A 16,908-nucleotide genomic window follows, 5' to 3' on the forward strand; every position below is an offset into this window, starting at 1 on the left:
TGTAATGACGGACATCTTTAGACTAATTAAGCTGATGATAAAACATATGCGTGCTACCGTTATTCCAAAGGAACGGGATGAGTTTTTGAATAAAATGCGAATCAATAGTTTTACACACCCGGTTGGTGTATAAAACTAAATTCATACCTGAAAAAACATTATCCACAATCCACAGGATATCTCTGTCCAATTTTAAGCGCAATTTACGTGATAATATTGTTTAGCATAAATAGACATGATTTTTGTCAAAATAGCCATGGTATTTTTGGTAATTATTTCTTTATTTTTCATGATAGAGACGGGCTTTTCGAACAGGCTCTTATATTATAATTAAGCATATAATTAATTAGACTTCGTTAAAGAGAGATAAGATAGCATGTTGCAACCACACCAAAAGCCGGTAGTTAAAAGATTTCCCGATATTTTACCCGTACTCCTGCTGACCCTGTTTTTCAACATCCTGGCCTGGGGAGTGGTTACCGGTGCAATTGCCCCCATAGACAGGGTAATAACCGATGCCGTAAGGTACTTAACCAGCCCGCAGTTAACCGCATCCATGAAGTTTATCACCTTCTGGGGGAACACAGGCACACTATGGATAATAGTCCCCTTGACCATTATAGCGGTTTTTTTGCTGGGGCGAAGACTGGCGGGAACACTTTTGCCGGCTTTTTCCGTAACGGGAGGCTGGGTTTTAACCGAAGCTTTAAAATGGCTTTTTCACCGGCCCCGCCCGAATGAAAATCCGCTGGTCCCGGCTGACGGATTCAGTTTTCCCAGCGGGCATGCCCTGATGGCCGTGGTTTTTTACGGTGCCATAGCTTACCTGCTTTTTATCAACCTCTCTCCCTCAGCACTGCGCCGCCTGGTAACCGCAGGTTTGGCCCTGCTGATCTTATTGATCGGCATCAGCCGGGTTTATTTGGGCGTGCACTACCCCAGCGACGTGCTGGCCGGTTTCGTTGCCGGCGGGGCATGGTTGATTACTTGCGTAATAGTGATACAAAAAAAGTAATATAACCTGGCATAACATGACCTCCTTATTCCAAACCGGAATTGGGGGTTTACAGCATCATCCACTACGATTCAATATCCCCGCTGGCGCTGACCTGATAGGTCTCACGCAGCACTCTCTTAAGCACCTTGCCGGAAGCATTACGGGGCAAAAATTTGATAAACTTGTATATCCGCGGGATCTTGTAATCCGCCAAGCGGTTGGCACAAAAGGCTTTAAGTTCCTCACCGGTAACAGTCGCCCCCGGTTTGTGGCACACAACCGCAGTGACTGTTTCTCCCCATACCGGATGCCGCACCCCGATTACTGCCGCCTCCAGTACTCCCGGGTGTTGATGCAGCACCTGCTCCACTTCGGTGGAATAAACGTTTTCCCCGCCGGTAATAATCATGTCCTTTTTGCGATCCACCAAAGAAATATAGCCTTCTTCGTCGATAGTGGCCAGGTCCCCGGTATGAAGCCATCCCTCCCGCAAAGTTTCAGCTGTGGCATCGGGATTTTTATAATAACATTTCATGACAGTCTCCCCCCGGAGGATAAACTCTCCTACATGGCCGGGAAGCACATCTTGACCGGCTTCGTCAACCACCCGGGCCTCGGAACCGATTATTGCCTTGCCTCCAGCCCCCGGCTTTCGCAGTTGGTCCTCGGGTTCAAGCAAAACCCCGCTTGGCCCTCCTTCGGTCAGACCGCATAAGTTGTAGAAACGGTTGGTGGGAAACTTGGCCAGCGCCCGTCGAACCAGTTCCGTAGGCATCGGAGCAGCTCCGTATCCAAAGCGGGTAACGGAGCTGATATCATAGCTGTCAAAATCCGGGACCTGCAACATAAAGTTATACATGGTGGGTACTCCGAAAAAAAGCGTTATGCGTTCTCGCTGCAAAGTTTCCAATACCGCCCGGGGATCGAAAGCCCGCATCACCACGTGGGTAGCCCCTGCGTACATGCCCGAAACCATGAACAGGTTTAACTGCGCAGAGTGGAACAACGGAGCGACATGAAGAAGCCGGTCCCCGGGATTGACCCCCAGGTGCACCACCATGGTTAACGCTACATGCAATATGCGGTGGTGATCAAAAAGTGCTCCCTTTGGGCGCCCGGTGGTACCGGAGGTGTACAGTATTTCGCAATCGTCAGCCTCATCCACCACCCCCCCCGGTTCGGTGGGTGAAGCCACAGCCACCAATCGGTCCCAGCCAAGAACATCGCCCGGCTGCTCCCCGGCCCCGGCTAAAATCAGATAACGCACCCGGGGCAGTTTTTCCTTTACAGACGCAACCAGTTCCCCGTATTCCGGGTCATAAATAAACACCACGCTATCCGAATGATTGACTATATATTCCACTTCCGGTGCTGCCAGACGGAAGTTAACAGGCACCGCCACCGCCCCCAGCTTCATAACCGCCATAAAAGTTATTACGTATCGGTCGGAGTTTTGCATCATAAATGCCACTTTTTCGCCCTTTTGTACCCCCAAACCCACCAGGGCGTTGGCCAGACAATTAACTGACTCGTTCAGTTGCCGGTAATTGTAACGCCGGTCTCCATAAACCAGGGCTTCTTTTTCCGGGTGCCGCCGGGCGTTTCTGGCCAGCATACCGCCAATATCCATTTATCAAACCTCCCATAATCAAAAATTGCTGCTTATTTTTAAGATTCTGAAAGTTTCAGGGTTTATCATTATATATAAAACGGTTATATTTTGGTACTATTTATCAAGTAGTTTTTATACTTCTCTCTTAAAACTTTTTTATTGAATTTGCCCACACTTGTTTTAGGTATTTCATCTAAAAACAGCACATCATCAGGCAGTTGCCATTTGGCAAATTGGATTGCCAAATAATCAATTATTTCTCCTTTAGTAACACGGTCTTTAAATTCATCTTTAAGAACTACAAAGGCCAGGGGGCGCTCCTCCCATTTGGGATGATGAACGCCGGTTACAGTAGCCTCAAGTACCTTTGGGTGGCTCATTATGGCGTTCTCCAAATCAACGGAAGATATCCATTCCCCTCCGCTTTTTATCAGGTCCTTAACCCGGTCGGTAATTTTTACATAACCCTCTGGATCTATTACTCCCGCGTCACCACTTCTCCAATAGCCATCCAAAAAGGAGTCCCGGGTCCTGGGGTCATTGTAATAACTGCCGGTAATCCACGGCCCGCGAATTAATATTTCGCCGGAGGATTTGCCGTCACGAGGCAGTTCATTTCCCTCGGAATCCACTATTTTAATGTCCATCCCAGTGACAGGTAGACCTTGTTTTCTTTTAAGGTTCCATTTCTCTTCTTCCGATAACTTTTTTACCAAATCCGGTTTAATAAAGTTGTAGGTGGACAGCGGAGCGGTTTCAGTAGAGCCGTAGGCATGAATAATATCGGCTCCGGTCAACTCCTTCCATTCCTTCATCATAATCAAAGGCGGTTCAGTAGCCCCGGATATGAACCGGGCTCCGCTGAAAGAAGGTTTTTCTTTTAATGTTTTGATATAATTGAGCATGGGCATGAATACAGCCGGCGCACCGCATCCGATAGACACTTGCTCCTCAATCATCAAGTCAACCAGTGATTTTAAATCTTCCACCATATAACGTCCCGGCAAAACAATCCTAGACCCCATAAAAGTAGCTGAGAAGAAAAATCCCCATCCCTGTGCATGAAACATTGGTACTATCTGCATAAAACTATCCTTCCATGAAATACCTGCGTAACATATAGCTTCCATGGCATGAAGGTATATACAACGGTGGGAATAGTAAACCCCTTTTGGTTTTCCGGTAGTCCCGGTGGTATAACAGGCACTATAGGCAGAGGTTTCGTCAATCATGGGCCAATCATAATAAGGCTCTTCTTGATCTAGCAAATTTTCATAACTATAAACCGGATTAAGTTCTGTTTTTATATCAGCCAAATTTTTATTTGTCATGATTATATAACCTTTTACCGTTTTCAGGCCGGGAGCAATGGCTTCGGCAAGCGGAATAAGAGATTCGTCCACAAAAACTAATTTTGCTTCGCTATGGTTAACCACATAAATTAATTCATCCGGCGTAATACGCAGGTTCATCTGTAGTAATACCGCTCCTATACCGGGAATTGCATAATATAATTCATAAAAACGATGGGTATTCCATTCCAGCACCCCTATTCTATCCCCGGTTTTCATCCCAAGTTTTTCCAAAGCATTGGCCATTTTTTGTATTCTTGCATAAGCCTCTGCATAATTGTAACGAAAAACACCTTCGGAGGTACGGTAAACAATTTCCCGCTCAGGGAAATTTCTAGCTGCATGCCTGATAATGGTTGTGGTATTTAGCTGGTAGTCGTTCATGGATGTTGAGGGAAAGCCCTTAATAATATTCATCAGATACCTCCTAAACTTTTTTTAACCAATCCGTAACACATTTTTCAGCACCTTACCCGAGGCATTCCGTGGCAGCGCATTCACTAAACGGACAAAAACTTAACTCGCAAGATTCATGCCCGGAAATAAGATGTCATAATTACCAATCTGAAAATTCTAAATAATTGTTTAATGTGCCGTTTTCCATACACCTGTCCTGATTTCCATACGGACAGTGGACAATTTGACTTACTTCAGCATAGTTTAATTATGCAGTTTCTTGGACATAAGGTTTGGCACATAATTTGCGGTTATGGTTTTTCCAAAGCTCAAAGCATTTTAGATAAACAAGGAGGTTTTTGCAAAATGGTGGGTATTACTGCCTTTGGCGCCTATATTCCGTTTAACCGACTGGAACGAAGACGCCTGGCCGAAGCCTTTGGCGAACCGGCTCTGCCGGGAGAAAAGGCTGTGGCCAATTACGACGAGGACAGTGTAACCATGGCGGTGGAAGCAGCTCGGGATTGCCTGAACGGGATCAAGCCCGCTGACCTGGAGGGTATCTATTTTGCCACCACCACGCCGCCTTATCTGGAAAAACAATCTTCCACCACGATAACAGCAGCCCTGGACGCACCGGAAACAGCGCGCACCGCTGATTTCACCTCCACCCTGCGGGCCGGATCAACTGCCCTGCTGTCTGCTGTTGACAGTGTTAAGGCTGGAGCTGAAAACGTACTGGTAACTGCGGCTGACTGCCGTCCGGGCGCAGCCAGGGGGCAGTTTGAACAGCTTTTCGGGGACGGAGCTGCCGCCTTCGTCATAGGAAGAGAAAATGTTCTTGCCGAGATAGAAGACTCAACAACCGTTGCCGGGGATGTGCTGACCCAGTGGCGTGACACCGGCGACCGCTACGTGCGTACATGGGAGGAACGTTTCGTAATTACCAGGGGTTATGGTCCCCTGGTTACCAAAGCCCTCTCCGCTCTTGCCGCCAGGCTCAAAATAACCCCGGCAGAAGTCAATAAGCTGGTGCTTTACGCGCCGTCCCCCCGCTACCAAGCAGGAACCGCCCGGTCCCTGGGCTTTAGGCAGCATCAAATACAGGACGGACTGTTCGATACAGTGGGTTTGACCGGGGCCGCCCATGCACCCCTGATGCTGGCCGCGGCCCTGGAAAAAGCAGAACCGGGAGATCGCCTGTTGATGGTTACTTTCGGCGAAGGAGCGGATGCTATTCTCATGCGTGTAACGGAAAACATAAAAAAATTCTCTCCGCGCCGGGGAGTGTCCGGTTACCTGACATCCAAAAAGACTACTTTGAGTTACCAAACCTACCTGCGCTGGAAAAACATGCTGAACCACGAACCGCCCCGGCGACCGGACCCGGAACGCCCTTCAGCTCCGGCCATGTGGCGCAATGCCAAAAAGAACCTGGCCTTTTACGGCTGTCGCTGCACCCGCTGCGGCACTCCCCAAATACCGGCCCAAAGAATATGCGTACACTGCCAGGCTAAAGATGAAACGGAACTTTACCGTTTTGCCGACATTAATGCCCGCATCGCCACCTATACAATTGATTATTTGACTTTCTCGCAGGATCCGCCTACGGTATTTTCCGTTATCGACTTTGCCGGCGGGGGAAGACTGCTGTGCGAAATGACCGACTGCGAACCCGACAAGGTGGCCATTGATACGGAAGTGGAAATGACCTTCCGGTGCCTCTACAAGGCCGGAGGCATTCATAATTATTACTGGAAAGCCAGGCCCAAAAGGTAAAGGAGGGATCACATGAGCATAAGGGATAAAGTAGCCATAGTGGGCATGGGATGCACCAACTTTGGCGAACACTGGGACAAAAGCGCCGGCGACATGCTGGTGGAAGCCGCCTACGAAGCTCTGGGGGACGCCGGTCTGAGTCCGGAAGATATACAGGCTTACTGGCTGGGCACCTGCGCTTCAGGCTGGGCGGGCATCAGCCTGTCCGAGCCGTTGAAAACACAATACAAACCGGTTACCCGGGTGGAAAACTTTTGCGCCACCGGCACCGACGCTTTCAGGAACGCGTGTTATGCCGTGGCCTCCGGGGCATATGATATCGCCATGGCTATCGGAGTGGAAAAATTAAAAGACTCCGGCTACAGCGGCCTGGTCATCACCCCGCCTCCGGGAGACGGCACCGCTCCCAACTACTCCGCCCCGGCAGCCTTTTCACTTCTGGCTCCGGCCTATTTTAAAAAATACGGGTTAGACCCGAAAACCGGCAAAAAGGTACTGGCCCGTATCGCCTACAAAAACCACAAAAACGGGGCACTGAACCCCAAGGCGCAATTTCGCAAAGAAATACCCATGGAGAAAATAATCAATTCACCCATTGTAGCGGCACCGTTGGGAGTTATGGATTGCTCGGGAGTTGCCGACGGTTCAGCCGCAGCAATAATAGTGCGGGCGGAAGACGCCAAAAAATATAATAAGGACCCGATATACGTCAAGGCCCTTTCGGTAGTTTGCGGCCCGGGACACGGAGCGATGCATCAGGACTTTGACTTTACCTCCATAAGGGAAACTTATCACGCCGGAATGGATGCATATCGCCAGGCGGGCATCACAAACCCGCGCCGGGAAATCAGCATGGCCGAGGTGCACGATTGTTTCACCCCCACCGAACTGGTCATATACGAAGACCTGGGTTTCAGCGAGCGGGGGCAGGCCTGGCGCGACGTACTGGACGGCGTTTTCGACCTGGACGGTGAATTGCCGGTGAACCCGGACGGGGGTCTTAAATCCTTCGGACATCCCATCGGTGCCAGCGGCTTGCGCATGCTTTATGAAATGTACCTGCAGTTAAGAGGAATGGCCGGTCCCAGGCAGATTGACAACCCCAAACTGGGTCTTACCCATAACCTGGGGGGCTTTCCTTGGGAGGCCGTATGCTCTGTATGCATAGTAGGTAAAGAAAACAGTTGATTAACCAACCGGAAGTGAAAATTATATGTATACCATCATGATCAATAATCATTATTGCCCGGTAACCGACAGAGAAATTCAGGTGGAAGAACTTTACAATTTGGAGGGTACCAACACCTGCCAAATAGCTACCCGGCTGCTTTCCTGGCGCTGCCTGAACAAAAACTGCCCGGACTCAGCGCCATGCCCGCTATACAGTTTATACACCGGCACCGGGGAAAAATCACTGCCGGACATATAAGAAAAGGAGGGTTGAAATGAGCGATCTCAGTAAAATGATCGGTACAGAGCTAACCAGTTTCTCATACGCGGTGGAGCGGGGCAAAATACGAGAAACAGCCCTCGCCATAGGAGATGAAAACCCTTTGTATACCGATCCGGAATATGCCCGTGCCCGGGGTTACCGGGACGTTATCGCCCCGCCCACTTTCGGCATCTGCATCGACTTCTGGGGCGGCCAGGATTTTATGGCCCTGTGCCGCAAACTTCAGTTAAACCCTGTTAAGGTGCTGCACGGGGAACAAGAATATCAATACTTTGGCGAAATATACCCGGGTGATACCCTTAATGCCTGTTGTTTGCTAAAAAATTACATTGAAAAACCCCAAATGAGTATTTTTATACTGGAAACCACTTATAGCAATCAAAATGGAGAAAAAGTCCTGGTTTCCAGGAGTACGGTAATTGAAAAAAAATAAAAAACAGTTTTACACCCGGGAGGTAACCATATGGACAACCAAGTATATTATGAAGAATTTAACATGGAAAATCCCCTGCCTCCACTTACCAAACCACCGGTAGACAAAATACAGCTGGTCAAATATGCAGGGGCGTCCGGCGACTTCAACCCCTTGCATTACATGGATGAAGTGGGGCAAATGGCCGGAACCGGCGGCGTGATTGCCCACGGCATGCTTATAATGGGTTTTGTGGGCCAGGCGGTTACCCGGTGGATACCCAACCGTAATTTAAAACGCCTGGCAGTACGATTTGTGGACATCACCAAACCGGGAGACAAGATAACCGTAACCGGTAAGATAGTTGATAAACAAATTAAAGAAGGACTCGGAATAATAACCGGTGAGGTTATTGCCGCCGACCAAAACGGCGGTGTGAAAATCAAGGGTATGTTTGAAGCATCCCTGCCTCTTAAGGAGCATGGGGGAAAAATCAAGGAGGTTTTTTAAATGGATTTGATGTTGAAAGATAAAACATGCATAATAACCGGAGCCGGACGGGGCATCGGAAGGGCTGCGGCGCTGTTATTCGCCCGGGAAGGCGGTCGGGTGGTAATCAGCGACTTGGACGAAGCTCCGGCCATGGAAGTTGTGGAGGAAATCAAAGCCGGCGGAGGTAAAGCCGTAGCCTGCGTGGGAGACGTCACCGCCGATGACTTTGCCGAAAAACTCATCAATACCGCCGTGAAATCCTTCGGCCCCGGCATTGACGTAATCGTTAACAACGCCGGTTACACCTGGGACGGGGTAATTCATAAAATGACCGATCAGCAGTGGGAGGCCATGCTCAAAGTGCATATCACAGCTCCCTTCCGTATCATCAGAGCTGCAGCTCCGTATATCAGGGACGCCGCCAAAAAAGAAAAGGAAGCAGGCATACGGGTGACCCGTAAAATTATTAACATTTCCTCAGTGGCCGGGCTTGACGGCAATGCCGGCCAGGCCAACTACTCCAGCGCCAAAGCCGCTGTGGTGGGCCTGACCAAGACATTGGCCAAAGAATGGGGACCCTTTAATGTCTGCGTGAACACTGTGGCCTTCGGCTTTATCGAAACCCGTCTCACCCAGGCCAAAGAAAAAGGCGAAGCCATAAAACTGGATAACCAAGAAGTAGCCATCGGCATTCCGGACAGTATGAGAAAAATGTTTACAGCCCTGATACCATTGAGAAGGCCGGGCACCCCGGAGGAGGCTGCCAACGCTATTTTGCTCATGGCTTCCCCCCTTGCGGATTATATCAGCGGTGAAGTGCTGCGCGTGACCGGGGGAATGTGAATATGACTCTCAATCTCAATACCGGTGATTACAAAATTTTTAGAGACGCATTTAAAAAATTCCTCCGGACCGAGGTTATTCCCTACTACGAGCAGTGGGAAAAAGAGGGTGCAGTACCGCGGGAAATATGGAAGAAGGCCGGCGAACACGGCTTTTTGTGTCCCTGGGTAGATGAAGAGTACGGCGGAGCGGGTGCCGGTTTTGAATACTCGGCAATCATTACCGAGGAACTGGCTAAGGCGGGCACCCATGTAATGTTTCCCCTGCACAGCGATATCGTGGTGCCTTACATCTCAACCTACGGCACCGAAGAACAAAAACAAAAGTGGCTGCCAGGATGCGCGTCCGGGGACATCATCGCCGCAGTGGCCATGACCGAACCCGATACCGGTTCGGATCTGGCCGCCATCCGTACCATTGCTGTTCGGGAAGGGAATTATTACGTAATTAACGGCACCAAAACTTTTATCTCCAACGGTATGCTGGCGGATCTGGTTGTCATAGCTTGCAAAACAGATCCCGGCGCCACCCCCCCTCACCGGGGCATCAGCCTTATGGTGGTTGAAAAAAACAGCCCGGGATTTTCACGCGGACGCAAATTGGAAAAAATGGGACTTCACAGCCAGGATACCGCTGAGCTAATCTTTGAAGACTGCCGGGTACCGGCGGATAACCTGCTGGGGCAGGAAAATAAGGGCTTTTTGTACCTGATGGAGAAACTGCAGCAAGAACGGCTGGTCTGCTCCATAATGGCCCAGGGCCTTGCTGAAAGAATGTTAAACTACACAGTGGAATATTGCCAAAACCGTTACGTTTTTGGCAAACCGGTAAGCAAACACCAGCATAATACCTTCAAACTGGCTGAAATGGCCACGGAAATAGAATTGGGACGCGCCTTCTTATTGCAATTATTGGAAAAACATATACTTAAAGAACGGATAGTCAAAGAGGTGTCCATGGCCAAGTGGTGGATAACCGAGATGGCCAACCGGGTATCTTACCATTGCTTACAGCTTCACGGGGGTTACGGTTATTGTGAGGAATACCCGATTTGCCGTGACAGCCGGGACGTGCGAATTTTCAATATTTTCGCCGGTACCACCGAAGTCATGAAAAGCATTGTAGCTAAAGAGCTGGGGCTGTAGCCTGCGCTACAGCCCCAGCTTTTTTAGTTTTTCGTACAAACGGGAGCGGCTGATACCAAGAATGCGCGCGGCTTTGGTCTTGTTGCCCCCGGCCGCTTTAATGGCGGAAAAAATAATCTCCCGTTCAGCCTCCCCCAGGCGGTCCCGGTAATTTGCCACTACAGCCCTTTTTCCCGCCGGTTCATCGACCCGGCTCAAATACGCCGGTAAATCCTTAACCCTGATGATTCCGCCGGTGGCAAAATTAATCGCCCGCTCGATAACATTTTCCAGTTCCCGCACATTGCCCGGCCAGTGATAGGCCCTTAAAACCTCAATTGTTTCCGGGGCGAGGTCTGACACGTTCATTCCGCACAGAGAGTTATATTTTTGCAAAAAACAATGTACCAGTGGTAAAATGTCTTCCTGCCGCTCCCGTAACGGGGGAACGGCAAGGGCAATGACATTCAGCCGGTAAAACAAATCTTCCCGAAAATCACCTTTGGCTACCATATCCTCCAAGTCCCGGTTGGTGGCTGCTATAACGCGTACATCCACCTGTATGGGGCGCGTGCCGCCCACCCGCTCGAATTCCCGGTCTTGCAGCACTCGGAGCAGCTTGGCCTGCAGGCCCGGACTCATATCTCCTATCTCATCCAGAAATATAGTCCCACCGTGGGCCAACTCAAAACGCCCCGGTTTGCCGCCCCGCTGAGCCCCGGTAAAGGCACCCGGAGCGTAACCGAAGAACTCGGATTCCAAAAGATGCTCAGGAATGGCTGCGCAATTAACCTTGATAAAAGGGCCGCCCCGCCTGGGACTGGCGGCATGGATGGCCTGGGCGAAAAGGTCCTTGCCGGTACCGCTTTCCCCCCGGAGAAGAACAGTGGATACACCCCGTGCCGCCTGCAATGCCTCCCTTTTTAAATTTATCATTGACGGACTGACCATAATAATATTGTCAAAAGTATAATGATTGCCACCTGCTTTACGCAGTTCCTCGCGGTAGTAATTCAGCTCGTTTTCCAGCGCATCCATACGCCGGGCCAGCTCCCTGATCTCTTCCAGGTTGCGAAACATCATTTTGCCCACCGCACCGACAACCTGACCGTTTTCCACAATGGGCAGACGGGAAACCACGTAATAGCTCCCCCCAACCTGCTGCAGTCGGGCATTTTCGGGCACCCCGGTGCGCGCCACAATATGCAGGCGGCTGTTCTCCAACACTCCGGTAACATGTCTCCCTACCGCATCCCCGGGATCGAATCCAAAAAAATCAGCCAGTGACTGATTAATAAAGGTTATCATGCCTTCCTTGTTCACTACGACAATACCGTCATATGCTATATCCAACACAGTCTGCAAAGTGTTTTTCAGGGTTCGCACGCTTTCCAGTTCCGCCGCCACCTGTTCAAGTTCGGTGAGATCCTGAAAAATAGCCATGGCTCCCATGATAATCCCGTTATCCGCTATAGGTGTGCTGTTGACTAACAGCGCCCGCCCGGCCACCAGGCATTTTTTACCCACTTCCCCCCGGTCGGTTTCTATAACGCCGGTCAAATCCAAACCCGGCAGCGCACTGGCAACATGCTTATCAAGAACATCTTTCTCACGCACACCCAGAAGCAATTCCGCCGCAGGATTCAACATTGTTATACACCCTGCTTCATCTACCGACACAATACCATTGTGCATGGCCTGGTACACGGCCCGCAACCGGGCGCTTAACAGATCCGACTCCCGAAAAAGGGCCGTGATCATATCCACTTTGGTAAAAACCCCTCGTACGCGATTATTATTGTCAACCACAACCCCCATGCCCACAGGGCTTGTCTTCACCGACTCCACCACTTCCTGATAGGGGGTATCCAGGTATACTGTGACTACCTTGCGGGTTAAAAAATCATCTACAGTTTTATGTAAATCAAAACCCTCCAACAACGCATCAAATAAGTTAACTCTGGTTAACAGACCTACCAGAAAGCCTTTTTCATTCACAACCGGGATGCCGTCAAGACGGGTTTGTCGAAAAAGCTCAACCGCTCGCCTGAGATTATCACCCGGTTGCAAAGCTGGCACATCCGGGGTCATAAAATCTTTCATGCGCATGGCATCCCCTCCTGCGTCAAAGGTTATTAATTTCCTCTTCTCCATTGCACCATAATTTCCTCTTCATCACTCCCGGCAAAAAACACATAATAAAATCCGGTAACGCTGTTTAGTTTACTGGCATCTTTAAATTCCAGCTGCAAAAAAACCGGTTTTTTAACCCGGGTTAAAAATCATAATTATTGGATAAGCATGATTGTTTTAATATTTTGTGTTAATTTCGTATCAATTTCGCAATTAAGGTTATGTAAGATTGTATATAGAAAAAGTTACATATCCAGGGAAAATATATTATGTCGTTGGGCGTAATTTATTTTGTCAATTAAACTTCAGTAAAGGGGGGATGTTGAGAAAAAAATTGTTAATTTATTTAGCATGAATAACGGACAAAGGAGGTGAAATGATGAAATTATACAGAACTCGTAAAATCCACGCGATACTTGCAATATTTCTGGCAATGACTCTGATTATACCGCAAATGGCCCTTGCCGATACGTCGTCTACGGTAACCGACCAGCTTGGTACCGTATCTCAAACAGTTTATGGCGATCAGTCAAGTACCGTATCCGGAACGGTTTATGGTGATCTACCAGGTGACACATCCGAAGCGGCCAATGATGAACAAACAGGTTCCGTATCCCAGGCGGCCGATGAGGGGCAATCTGTAGTGGATAAAGTATACAATGCTGTTGGCAACACGCCTCTTACGGTTTCGATAACCAAAGCTGTTTTACCTGATGGTAACGTTATATCAGATGGTCAAAGCGTTACGGCCGGGAGCAAAATTACTGTTTATGCTTCTGTTTACGGTGAGAACATCATCCAAATATCCTTTGAATGTAAATTTGGCAATTCGGTGCAAGAGGTTGTTTATTCCGTTGAAAACGGGTATTACAAAACGTTGCATCAACCCACGTTACCGGGAGCCCACGAGATGATGGTTTCCGCCAGGGATTCAGAAGGGAACGAGGTTACTGACAGTCTCAGCATGATGGTGAAGACCCCGCAGGTTATTTTCACGGCCGGTGACTCTGAAGCCAATGCCGACACGGACAAGGTATATTATAACCGGAAATCGGGCAACAACGACGTGCTGTCTTTCGAACTTTCAGGTCTGGCGCCGGGTGTTCCTTACGCGGTGGAATTCGGCTACATTGAAGATGAAACGTTCACCGTCTCGGGAGCCGTATATGATGGCATACTAAGCGGTGTTGAGACAGGCTCCGGAACTTATGCCTTTTCCACGCCGATAATGAATAGGCACAATAACGGTATGCACCCGTTGGCCGCCCGGTTATATGACGGCATGCATGAACAACCCAGCGTCCCGTTCCCCATCAGTGAGGTTGACCAGGATGGCAGCACTACCGACTCTTATGTCAACATCAACCTGCCTCTTCCCGAAGGCTACGCATCAATTGATTTGTCAGCTGAAGATGAGGATGATCTGAGAAATGTAAATGAAAGTACGCTTACATTGACGCCGGTAGCTTCCGGTGAGGCAACCTTAACAGTAATCGCAAATGACGGCAACGGCAGGAATGCATCTACAACCTTCAATGTTACCGTGGACGAGGACAGCAATGACAGCGACACACCTCCAACCGCGGACGAGGGCAGCAACGACAGCAACAGCTCTCAAACCGGTAGCAGCAATGAATCTTCCGATAACAATCAGGGTGCCGGTGAGATTAACCTCACCGACAACACCGCAGCCGAGGTTCAAGTGGATGACGCAGGCCGGACTGTGGCCACGGTTAGGCTGGACGAACAGTCCGTGCTTCAAGCCATTGAATCTGGTGCAGACCTTAGCATAGCCGTTATTGAAGTTGGCGGCTCGGTTGATGAAGCCAAGGCGGAAATACCGGCCGGCGTAATCTCCAGGCTGGCGGATAACGGTACGCTGATCGAACAAAGAACTGAACTGGGTAATTATAGGATACCGGCAAAGGCGTTGCAACAACAAGTGGATATGATAGCCGCTCAGCTGGGTGTCGACCCTGCCCGGGTTCAGGTGACTGTCACGATTAAAAAAGCAGGAGATAACCAGGTTAAAGAAATAAATAATACTGTTGCCGCTATGGTGGGCGGAAGGCTTCTGGCCCGACCCGTGGATTTCTCCGTGCAAGTTACAGCCGGAAACCAAACCGTGGAAGTGCCTTCATTTGGTAGAATTTACATAGAAAGAAGCATTGCCGTTTCAGAAATAGGGGACGCCAACCGGGTTACGGGTGCGGTGTTGCGTAACGGCGAGCTCAATCAATGGCCGGCGGGGATTTTTCCCAAAGAGTAAAGGCTGTTTCCCGTGATGAAGTGAGCCAACTGGCAAAAAGTTTTAATTTTATGGCTGATCAACTGCGAAAAGTGGAACAAACTAGGCGTGAGTTCCTCGCCAACGTTTCTCATGGCTTGTTTTCTATAAATTGTTTTGCTGGCTTGATAAATAATGACTCATTGTCACCAGGGGCCAAACATGGCGATAACTGTGATAGTGGATGTAAAATCCCCCGGGAAGACCTGCTCCCGTCGGGTAGTTGGTCGCCGGGTCGTCCTTATCCATTAATGCAAGCAATGTTCCCATACCGCGGGCCACGGCGGGGCTTTCCCGCATTCCGGCGGCAATCAGGGCGTCAAGGGCCCAGGCCGTCTGGGACGGTGTACTGAAAGCCAATGGGACGTACCGTGACGCGCTGTCACTCAAGCATGATTCACCCCAGCCGCCGTCGGGATTCTGCACGGAAAGCAGCCAATTGACCGCTTTTCGAATCGCCTGGTGCTGCGGGTTGACACCCACCGCCCTCAAACCGGTTACCGCCGCCCACGTACCGTAAATATAAGCAATCCCCCACCTCCCGTACCAGGAACCGTCGGGGCGCTGGTTTTGCAGCAACCACCGGACACCCTTGCGAAGCTGGCTACTGCTTAATGACATACCTGCATAGCAGCCCAAAAACTCGAGGGTCCGCCCGGTCAGGTCAGCAGAGGACGGATCGGTTAAAACAGGCTTGGCATCGGGCATGGGCAGCAGGTCCGGCCATTTCTTGTCGGTATTTTTTTCAAAGGCCGGCCATCCCCCGTCGCTGTTTTGCATGGATAAAAGCCAGTCAAGCCCGGCCTTCCAAGCCGGACCGTAAGTTTCAGGCCGGTATGACGCTCGCCGGTAAAGGGCGCGCAAAGCGTATGTCGTGTCATCCACATCCGGGTTAATGGCATTGGAGTGGGAAAACCCCCATCCCCCGGGCCGTCCCTCATGGTTATGCACCTGCCAGTCGCCGTATTTTGTATGCTGCCTGGATAACAGGTAAGCAGCGGCCCCGGCAATTACCGGGTGGTTATGCAAAAATCCGGCTTTTTGTAAAGCATAGGCGATTAATGCCGTATCCCATACAGTGGATGTCGTTTCCTGCTGGTGATAATTACTACCCGTATAACAGACCATTGCCCTAAGGCCCTCAACCGCCTTTACAATCACCGGGTGCCTGCTGTCATAACCCAGGGCCAACAAGGCAAATATCATTAAGAAAGTACTGGTAAAATAACTATAAAGGGTTCCGTCCATTTCCGTTCTGGCCAGCATAAATCTTTCCAACTTTTTCATTGCCATATTTCTTATTTCAGACAGCGGAAACGGCAGCAGTTGAATTAATTTTGCTATCTCAATTGTAAAATTTGCGGCGACTCGGAAGGTGGTACCTGCCGGGATCCGGAGGGGTAAAGGTCAATCAAATCATAACCGGGCAGCTTATGCGAGTATTTATTAGCGGCGCATATTAAAATCGGCGCTGAATGGACCCTGGCGTACCCGACAAAATCGTAAAAGTTGACAGGGAACCACGTGGGCAGCAGCACGATTTCCACCGGAATATCCGGCAGGTTGTTCCAATCGTAATGGCCGGTAAGAGCAAGCATCACCCTCGTCAACGAACCGGCCTCGTGAGGTCCGCCCATGGACCGGATAAAATCCCCGGCCTTTTTCAGTATCGGACCTTCCTTGTTGTAACCGGCCAGGAGAAGGGCATAATAGCATTCAATGGTCGCCGACAGGTTACCCCGGGGTTCGTCATAAAAGAGCTTCCACGCTCCGGACCGCTGTTGTTTGGAAATTATTCTAGCAACCAATTGGTTGATATATGTTTCATCATGGATATTTAAATGGCGCAGTAAAATAATCATATACGCATCAGTTACCGTGCCGCTTTCAAAACAGTAACGCCAGGCACCGTCAGTCCCCTGGACGCCGGCCAGTTTTTCAGCAACCTGCTTTATTTTTGTGTGAACCTTCTCTTGCAGGTAACTTCCAGCCAAAACAAATAACCCCTTTGCTTTTTCCTTAATTTAT

The 16,908-nt window shown here is 49.7% G+C and carries 14 protein-coding genes; 9 read left to right on the forward strand and 5 right to left on the reverse strand.

Annotation, left to right across the window (positions count from 1 at the left end):
• The first annotated feature begins 376 nt into the window (after window positions 1–376).
• Window positions 377–1,015 (forward strand): phosphatase PAP2 family protein, encoded by a 639-nt coding sequence (locus tag BM299_RS12545; protein WP_092484791.1) that lies wholly within the window; start codon window positions 377–379, stop codon window positions 1,013–1,015.
• A 64-nt stretch (window positions 1,016–1,079) separates the two neighbouring features.
• Here the strand turns inward: BM299_RS12545 and BM299_RS12550 are convergent, their stop codons facing one another.
• Window positions 1,080–2,627: a long-chain-fatty-acid--CoA ligase gene (locus tag BM299_RS12550; RefSeq protein ID WP_092484794.1), complete on the reverse strand. Its 1,548-nt coding sequence runs from the start codon at window positions 2,625–2,627 to the stop codon at window positions 1,080–1,082.
• Window positions 2,628–2,710: 83 nt separating this feature from the next.
• Window positions 2,711–4,378: a long-chain fatty acid--CoA ligase gene (locus BM299_RS12555; RefSeq protein WP_092484797.1), complete on the reverse strand. Its 1,668-nt coding sequence runs from the start codon at window positions 4,376–4,378 to the stop codon at window positions 2,711–2,713.
• Window positions 4,379–4,723: 345 nt separating this feature from the next.
• Between BM299_RS12555 and BM299_RS12560 the strand changes: the two genes are divergently transcribed.
• From BM299_RS12560 to BM299_RS12590, 7 genes are read left to right on the forward strand one after another with little or no spacing between them, the layout of a single operon-like run.
• Window positions 4,724–6,136, forward strand: a complete 1,413-nt coding sequence (locus BM299_RS12560; RefSeq protein WP_092484799.1) for an OB-fold domain-containing protein — start codon at window positions 4,724–4,726, stop codon at window positions 6,134–6,136.
• A gap of 12 nt (window positions 6,137–6,148) precedes the next feature.
• Window positions 6,149–7,324, forward strand: a complete 1,176-nt coding sequence (locus BM299_RS12565) for an acetyl-CoA acetyltransferase (RefSeq protein ID WP_092484802.1) — start codon at window positions 6,149–6,151, stop codon at window positions 7,322–7,324.
• Between the two features lie 25 nt (window positions 7,325–7,349).
• Window positions 7,350–7,565: a hypothetical protein gene (locus BM299_RS12570; RefSeq protein WP_092484805.1), complete on the forward strand. Its 216-nt coding sequence runs from the start codon at window positions 7,350–7,352 to the stop codon at window positions 7,563–7,565.
• Window positions 7,566–7,581: 16 nt separating this feature from the next.
• Window positions 7,582–8,022 carry a MaoC family dehydratase N-terminal domain-containing protein gene (locus tag BM299_RS12575; protein WP_092484808.1) on the forward strand — a complete coding sequence of 147 codons (441 nt, stop codon included), beginning with the start codon at window positions 7,582–7,584 and terminating at the stop codon, window positions 8,020–8,022.
• Window positions 8,023–8,052: 30 nt separating this feature from the next.
• Window positions 8,053–8,511, forward strand: a complete 459-nt coding sequence (locus BM299_RS12580; RefSeq protein WP_207545179.1) for a MaoC/PaaZ C-terminal domain-containing protein — start codon at window positions 8,053–8,055, stop codon at window positions 8,509–8,511.
• Window positions 8,512–9,336, forward strand: coding sequence for an SDR family NAD(P)-dependent oxidoreductase (locus BM299_RS12585; RefSeq protein ID WP_092484811.1), 825 nt, complete (start codon window positions 8,512–8,514; stop codon window positions 9,334–9,336).
• 2 nt (window positions 9,337–9,338) lie between these two features.
• A complete protein-coding gene (locus BM299_RS12590; protein WP_092484814.1) occupies window positions 9,339–10,481 on the forward strand; it encodes an acyl-CoA dehydrogenase family protein in 1,143 nt (380 codons plus the stop codon).
• A 6-nt stretch (window positions 10,482–10,487) separates the two neighbouring features.
• Here the strand turns inward: BM299_RS12590 and BM299_RS12595 are convergent, their stop codons facing one another.
• Window positions 10,488–12,569: a sigma-54-dependent Fis family transcriptional regulator gene (locus tag BM299_RS12595; protein ID WP_165608307.1), complete on the reverse strand. Its 2,082-nt coding sequence runs from the start codon at window positions 12,567–12,569 to the stop codon at window positions 10,488–10,490.
• 403 nt (window positions 12,570–12,972) lie between these two features.
• On the opposite strand from BM299_RS12595, the gene BM299_RS12600 reads away from it, so the two are divergent.
• The gene (locus BM299_RS12600) at window positions 12,973–14,862 is read left to right on the forward strand and encodes a hypothetical protein (protein WP_092484820.1); all 1,890 of its coding nucleotides are present in this window, start codon (window positions 12,973–12,975) and stop codon (window positions 14,860–14,862) included.
• Window positions 14,863–14,985: 123 nt separating this feature from the next.
• Here BM299_RS12600 and BM299_RS12610 read toward each other — a convergent pair whose 3' ends face one another.
• Entirely contained in the window at window positions 14,986–16,272 is a 1,287-nt protein-coding gene (locus BM299_RS12610) for a prenyltransferase/squalene oxidase repeat-containing protein (RefSeq protein WP_092484822.1), read from the reverse strand.
• The gene (locus BM299_RS12615; protein ID WP_165608308.1) at window positions 16,221–16,874 is read right to left on the reverse strand and encodes a hypothetical protein; all 654 of its coding nucleotides are present in this window, start codon (window positions 16,872–16,874) and stop codon (window positions 16,221–16,223) included. The genes BM299_RS12610 and BM299_RS12615 overlap by 52 nt, the downstream gene beginning before the upstream one ends.
• Window positions 16,875–16,908: the final 34 nt, after the last annotated feature.

It is taken from the genome of Desulfoscipio geothermicus DSM 3669 (assembly GCF_900115975.1).
Lineage (GTDB): Bacteria > Bacillota > Desulfotomaculia > Desulfotomaculales > Desulfallaceae > Desulfoscipio > Desulfoscipio geothermicus.

Coding starts and splice junctions, on each gene's coding strand:
- BM299_RS12545 (WP_092484791.1), top strand. CDS start 377: ATGTTGCAACCACACCAAAAGCCGGTAGTTAAAAGATTTCCCGATATT.
- BM299_RS12550 (WP_092484794.1), bottom strand. CDS start 2,627: ATGGATATTGGCGGTATGCTGGCCAGAAACGCCCGGCGGCACCCGGAA.
- BM299_RS12555 (WP_092484797.1), bottom strand. CDS start 4,378: ATGAATATTATTAAGGGCTTTCCCTCAACATCCATGAACGACTACCAG.
- BM299_RS12560 (WP_092484799.1), top strand. CDS start 4,724: ATGGTGGGTATTACTGCCTTTGGCGCCTATATTCCGTTTAACCGACTG.
- BM299_RS12565 (WP_092484802.1), top strand. CDS start 6,149: ATGAGCATAAGGGATAAAGTAGCCATAGTGGGCATGGGATGCACCAAC.
- BM299_RS12570 (WP_092484805.1), top strand. CDS start 7,350: ATGTATACCATCATGATCAATAATCATTATTGCCCGGTAACCGACAGA.
- BM299_RS12575 (WP_092484808.1), top strand. CDS start 7,582: ATGAGCGATCTCAGTAAAATGATCGGTACAGAGCTAACCAGTTTCTCA.
- BM299_RS12580 (WP_207545179.1), top strand. CDS start 8,053: ATGGACAACCAAGTATATTATGAAGAATTTAACATGGAAAATCCCCTG.
- BM299_RS12585 (WP_092484811.1), top strand. CDS start 8,512: ATGGATTTGATGTTGAAAGATAAAACATGCATAATAACCGGAGCCGGA.
- BM299_RS12590 (WP_092484814.1), top strand. CDS start 9,339: ATGACTCTCAATCTCAATACCGGTGATTACAAAATTTTTAGAGACGCA.
- BM299_RS12595 (WP_165608307.1), bottom strand. CDS start 12,569: ATGCGCATGAAAGATTTTATGACCCCGGATGTGCCAGCTTTGCAACCG.
- BM299_RS12600 (WP_092484820.1), top strand. CDS start 12,973: ATGAAATTATACAGAACTCGTAAAATCCACGCGATACTTGCAATATTT.